The sequence below is a fragment of the uncultured Boseongicola sp. genome (assembly GCF_937988555.1).
Classification (GTDB): Bacteria; Pseudomonadota; Alphaproteobacteria; order Rhodobacterales; family Rhodobacteraceae; genus Boseongicola.
Genome location: NZ_CALJXO010000396.1, coordinates 1 through 6,159 on the forward strand (window position 1 = coordinate 1; position 6,159 = coordinate 6,159).

A 6,159-nucleotide genomic window follows, 5' to 3' on the forward strand; every position below is an offset into this window, starting at 1 on the left:
CCTGCCAAACGATCTCGCCCCGACCAACATGAACGGCCCTTAGCTGCCGCTCGTCGGTCGATCTGATGCTGCGCCGCAGCTTCGCCAGACCGGTCATTCGTGCATCGTGCAGCATCGGTTACTATGGAAGGAAAGCAGACATTCGCTGCGGCGAAGGCCGTTGGGGGGTCTTGGGTTGCGGGCTTGTCATACAAACAATTTCCCTGTTGGGCTCGGGTCGCAAGAGCCGCTTCTGGTAGGCTGGTTGGTGGCGGAGAAATTCGAGCGGTAGCTTGCGAACTTCTTTTAGGCAGGTGTCGAGTTGATACAGGTGATGGCGAGCGCATGTGGGTATCGTCACCTACTGAAATTCATTGCAGATGATTTGAGCACGCGGAAGAACGACACAGCTGGACTTTTTGGGCAAGCGCTTTTCTGGAGTTGGCAAACGGCAGATTCTTTGGTTTTTGGAAGGATTTCTTACATCAATCACACGCTGTTTCCATGGGTGCATTGGTCTGCATGACGCGTGGTCAGAACGAGTTTGAAATACTGGACTCTTGCGCTGGGCGGGCGCAGTCTCTGTTTTATCAAGAAACAACAGGGAGCCTTTCCATGAAGCATATTAGAAATTCCGCCCTCGCGACTTTGGTCGCTACCACCATGCTTGCGTCGCCAGTTCTGGCGGCCGGTACACACCCGACGACCGGGGAACCGCTCGCGGATGACCAAACCTTCACCTATCGCGTGCTGGACGAACACAGCTCCGTTGATCCGCAGGTTGTGGAAGATGTCACCGGCGCCGAAGTCGTGCGCGATCTTTTCGAAGGCCTTATGAACCAGGACGAAGACGGCAACCTTGTGCCGGGTGTCGCGACCGGGTTCACGACGAATGACGACAAGACCGTGTATACATTCACTTTGCGTGGCAACGCCAAGTGGTCGAACGGTGATCCGGTGGTTGCGGGTGATTTCGTCTACGCCTGGCAGCGCGCTGTCGATCCTGAATTGTCCTCGCCTTACGCTTGGTACATGGAGATCACGTCGATCGAAAATGCTGCCAAGATTATCGCAGGCGACGCACCGATCACTGATCTTGGTGTGAAAGCAATCGACGACCGAACTTTGGAAATCACACTGTCAGCGCCGTTGCCATATTTTGCGACGATGACGACGCATTCGACATTGTTCCCCGCGCCGCGTTCGGTAATTGAGGCGCATGGCGCTGACTGGACCAAGCCCGAGAATATCGTGTCAAACGGTGCTTATGTCCTGACCGAACATCTGCCCAACGAGCGGTCCGTTCGCGAGCGCAATCCTATGTATTGGGATAATGAGAACACGATCATCGATAAGGTCGTCGCCCTTGTGATCAACGACGAGAATGTCGCTTTGACGCGTTATATGGCGGGCGAGCTTGACCGGACTGAAGTGCCGGCAGGTCAGTTCCCGCGCCTGAAGGAAGAACATCCGGAAGAGGCGATCAGTTTCCCGCGTCTGTGCAACTATTATTACACGTTTAACCTTTCGAATGATGGCCCGGAGCAATTCAAGGACGTGCGCGTGCGCAAGGCCCTTGCGATGGCTGTGGATCGCAAGATCATCGTAGAGAACGTGCTGGCAGGTGGTCAGCCAGAAGCCTACAGCTTTACGCCCGCTGCGGTTGCCAACTTCGAGCCGCCTGCATCGGAAATGGCGTCGATGACGCAAGCCGAGCGTGATGCGAAAGCCAAGGAACTGCTGGCAGAGGCAGGCTATGGTCCCGACAATCCGCTCAAGTTCAGCATGATCTACAACACATCGGAATCTCATAAGAAAATCGCAGTGGCGATGAGCCAGATGTGGAAGCAGAAGCTGGGTGTTGAAGCCGAACTTGGCAACATGGAGTGGAAGGTTTTCCTTGAAACACGTGGCAACCAGGACTTTGAACTGGCGCGTGGTGCATGGTGTGGCGACTATAACGAGGCGTCCACGTTCCTCGATCTTCTGACGACGCCGTCAGGATACAACGACGGTAAGTTCTCTAGCGCGGAGATCGACAGTCTGATGACGCAAGCCCGCACCGCGAGCGAGACGTCGGACCTCTACACGCGGGTTGAGGCGATCATTGCGCAGGAACAGCCTGTGATTCCGATCTATCACTATGCCGGTGTCTATATGCTGGACAGCGATGTCGGGAACTGGCCTGTGAACAACGTCGAGCAGAACTGGTACTCGAAAAGCCTCTACAAAATCGCTGAATAAACCAAGCGTTTGAACGGCTTCCCCCGTCGCACAGTTGTGTGGCGGGGGCGGCTAACTCATTGGAAATTATATGCTCGGTTATTCGATCCGTCGCCTTTTGGCGGCCATTCCGACGCTGCTGTTGCTGATCGCGGCGTCCTTCGTCCTGATACAGGTTGCCCCCGGTGGCCCCTTCACATCCGAGCGGCCACTGCCGCCGCAAGTTCTTGCCAATATTGAGGCACGATATGGGCTGGATCAGCCGATGTGGAAGCAGTTTTGGGATTACCTTTACAACATAGTGTTTCATTTTGATTTCGGACCATCCTTCAAGTTCAAGGACCGCGATGTGAATGACATCATCGCGCAAGGCTTTCCGATCTCGCTGACCTACGGGTTCCTATCGTTTCTGGCGGCAACTTCAGTTGGTGTGACCTTGGGTGTGGCGGCAGCGATCCGGCACAACACTTGGATCGATTATTTTGCTGTCTCATTAGGTATTGCTGCACAGGCGCTGCCGAACTTCATCATGGGACCAATCCTTATTTTGGTCTTCACACTCTATCTTGGCTGGTTACCAGGCGGTGGCTGGAACGGGGGTGCATGGCCGTATCTGATCATGCCGGTGATCGCACTTTCGACCTCCTACATGGGGTCCATCGCAAGGATCACCCGGTCGTCGATGCTGGAGGTTCTGAACTCGAATTATATTCGTACGGCGCGGGCCAAGGGCATCCCGGAACGCCAGATCATCTGGAAGCACGCGATGAAGCCGACGCTGTTGCCGGTCGTGTCCTACCTAGGGCCGGTCTTCGTTTATGTGCTGACGGGGTCGGTGTTCGTGGACATCTATTTTTCGACTGGAGGTTTGGGACAAGCCTATGTCGGCTCGGCGTTGAGCCGGGATTATTCGGTGCTGTTGGGGGTCACGATCCTTTATGGCGGGCTGACTGTTCTGGTGAACCTTATCACGGATCTTGCTTATGCCTGGTTCGATCCGAAAATCCGGTATTGAGGGGGCTGACATATGTTTGGAAGCTCCAAAAAGACGATAGAATTGGCGGAAGCAGTGAACGAGCAGGCTGTCGTTGGCCGTTCGCTCTGGCGGGATGCCTATGACCGGTTCACCAGCAACAAGGCGGCGATGGTCTGTGTGGCGACCCTTGGGTGTATCGTGTTGTTCACGCTGGCAGGGCCTTTTTTCGCGGTCTGGGATAACGAAACGATCGACTGGACCGCGATGGGCGATGTGCGCGGACTTGGGGCGCCGTCGGTCGAGAGCGGGCATTTCTTCGGAGTCGATGATCTGGGGCGTGATCTTTACAGCCGCGTTATTCAGGCGACGACAACGTCACTTCTGGTAGGGCTTATCGGCGCGGCGATGGCCCTGATTGTGGGGACGCTTTACGGGATTGTCGCTGGCTATCTTGGGGGTCGGATCGACGGACTAATGATGCGCTTTGTCGATATCCTTCTGGCGATCCCTTCGACACTGGTGATTATCCTGTTGCTGGTCGTCGCGGGGCGATCGTTCATCATGTTGTTCGTGGCGCTGGGCGCGGTCAGTTGGCTGACGATGGCACGGATTGTGAGGGGGCAGACGCTGACCTTGAAGAACCGTGATTTCATCGAAGCGGCGCGGGCGGCGGGCGTTGGCGAGTTCACAATCATGATACGCCATATTCTGCCGAACCTGCTTGGCGTAGTGATCGTCTATGCGTCGCTTTTGGTGCCAGAGATGATTTTGGCCGAGAGCTTTATCTCGTTCCTGGGGCTGGGCATTTCGGAACCCTACACGTCGCTCGGTGCCTTGATCGCCGAAGGGGCCGGGACGATGGCCTATGGCACACTGTGGCAGTTGCTTTTTCCGCTGTTTTTCTACGTCACGATCATCATCACCATGTTTTTCATCGGAGATGGTTTGCGTGATGCGCTTGACCCAAAGGATCGCTGACGATGGCCTTGTTTTCTGTTCGTGATCTGAACGTGTCTTTCACCACGCAGGACGGCATGATCGATGCGGTGAAGGGCGTTTCCTTTGATATTGAGGCGGGGGACTGCCTTGGGATTGTTGGCGAAAGTGGCTCGGGCAAAAGTCAGACGTTCATGGCCGCGATGGGGTTGATGCCGAAAAACGGGCTGGCTACGGGCTCGGTTCAATTGATGGGTCGCGAGATGCTGAATGTTTCGATTCCGGAGCTGAACAGTCTGCGTGGGCGTGACATTTCGATGATCTTTCAGGATCCGCTAACGGCGCTTACGCCGCATCTGAAGATCGTCAATCAGATGGAAGAAGTGCTGCGGTCTCATCAGGGATTGTCGGGCCGGGACGCCGAAAAGGTCGCTTTGGGTTGGCTGGACAAGGTGCAAATCCCCGAGGCGAAACGTCGGTTGGATCAGTACCCGCACGAGCTTTCGGGAGGCATGCGACAGCGCGTAATGATTGCCATGGCAATGCTCTGCAATCCGAAAGTGCTGATCGCAGATGAGCCGACCACGGCGCTTGATGTCACGGTGCAGGCCGAGATTCTGGACCTGATGGTGGGGCTTCAAAAGGAAGAAGGCACGGCGATTGCCTTGATTACGCATGACATGGGCGTGGTGGCGCGAATGTGCCGCGATGTGCATGTGATGCGGCATGGAGAATTTGTGGAAAGCGGCTCGGTGGACGAGATTTTCTCGGCGCCGAAGAAGGACTACACCAAGTCCTTGCTGACGGCGATGCCACGTCTCGATTCCGACGACGCACCACACGCGGTTGCGGCGGACGCCGAGACGATATTGAACGTGGACGATGTGATGGTGCATTTCCCGATTAAACAGGACCGTGGGTTGTTTAGTGGGACGGTACTGTTGAAGGCCGTGAATGGTGTCAGCTTTGATCTGCGCGCGGGCGAGACTTTGGGGGTCGTCGGTGAAAGCGGCTGCGGAAAGTCGACGCTTGCACGGGCGGTTTTGCAGCTCATACCCCCGACTGCCGGAGCGGTGACTTGGCTGGGACAGGACCTGGTCGGGTTGACGTCTCATGCATTGAAGTCGAGACGCAAGGACCTGCAGATTGTGTTTCAAGACCCCTTAGCGAGCCTTGATCCGCGGATGACAATCTCTGCCTCGATCGCAGAACCTTTGCGAACTTTCCGGCCAGAGTTGACGTTGGCTGAGCGCAAGATGGAAGTGGCTAAAATGATGGAGCGTGTGGGCTTGGACGCGCGCATGGTGAACCGCTATCCACATGAATTATCTGGGGGTCAGAACCAGAGAGTTGGCATTGCGCGGGCCATGATCAATCGGCCGAAGCTGGTCATCTGTGATGAGGCTGTTTCGGCCCTCGATGTGTCGATACAGGCACAAATCCTGAGGCTTTTGAAAGGCTTGCAAGACGATTTTGGTATGGCGATGATCTTTATCAGCCATGACTTGTCGGTCGTGCGAGCCGTGTCGAACCGGGTCATGGTTCTGTATCTGGGACGAGTGGTCGAAATGGCGGATCGCGATGCGCTTTATGACGAGCCTCGCCACCCTTATACGAAATCTCTGATTTCGGCGGTGCCAATCCCGGACCCTCATCTTGAGCGCACACGGCAGCGGCTGCGTATCCCCGGAGAATTGCCTTCGCCTTTGGATCCGAAAGCAGCGTTGAGGTTTATTCCGTCGCGGCTGACGTCCGATGCGGCCTATCAGCCAAGGCTCAAGGAAGTTTCATCCGGGCATTTTGTCGAAGAGCACGATCCCCTGGAAAACTTGCTGGACCGGCCGGCTTAGGCCGAGAGCATGAGCGCGCGGGCAGCGGCAAAGTGTCGAGCAAGGGCAGTGTCCTAGCTATCGCTGAAACAGGCATATGTCCGCCTTAGACTGCCCAGTTCATATTGGCTATACATCAGCGCCTCTATGCGGCGAACGTCTGCTTTAGTGTAGGTTTCTCGGACGCCACGCGCGGCGTTTGGGTGGCGCGGAGCG

4 protein-coding genes are annotated in these 6,159 nt (G+C 55.9%); all 4 read left to right on the top strand.

All coding sequences use genetic code 11. The annotated features are described in order from the left end of the window. Nucleotides 1-594 precede the first annotated feature (594 nt). The 4 genes from Q1B15_RS23235 (at nucleotide 595) to Q1B15_RS23250 (ending at nucleotide 5,964) form a co-directional block, all read left to right on the top strand. On the top strand, nucleotides 595-2,223 hold the full coding sequence (locus tag Q1B15_RS23235; protein ID WP_299758609.1) for a peptide ABC transporter substrate-binding protein: 1,629 nt from the start codon (nucleotides 595-597) through the stop codon (nucleotides 2,221-2,223). 70 nt (nucleotides 2,224-2,293) lie between these two features. Further along, nucleotides 2,294-3,217 (top strand): oligopeptide ABC transporter permease OppB, encoded by a 924-nt coding sequence (gene oppB, locus Q1B15_RS23240; protein WP_093975570.1) that lies wholly within the window; start codon nucleotides 2,294-2,296, stop codon nucleotides 3,215-3,217. A 12-nt stretch (nucleotides 3,218-3,229) separates the two neighbouring features. Continuing rightward, nucleotides 3,230-4,156, top strand: coding sequence for an ABC transporter permease subunit (locus Q1B15_RS23245; protein WP_299758612.1), 927 nt, complete (start codon nucleotides 3,230-3,232; stop codon nucleotides 4,154-4,156). 2 nt (nucleotides 4,157-4,158) lie between these two features. After that, nucleotides 4,159-5,964 (top strand): ABC transporter ATP-binding protein, encoded by a 1,806-nt coding sequence (locus tag Q1B15_RS23250; RefSeq protein ID WP_299758614.1) that lies wholly within the window; start codon nucleotides 4,159-4,161, stop codon nucleotides 5,962-5,964. Nucleotides 5,965-6,159 lie beyond the last annotated feature (195 nt).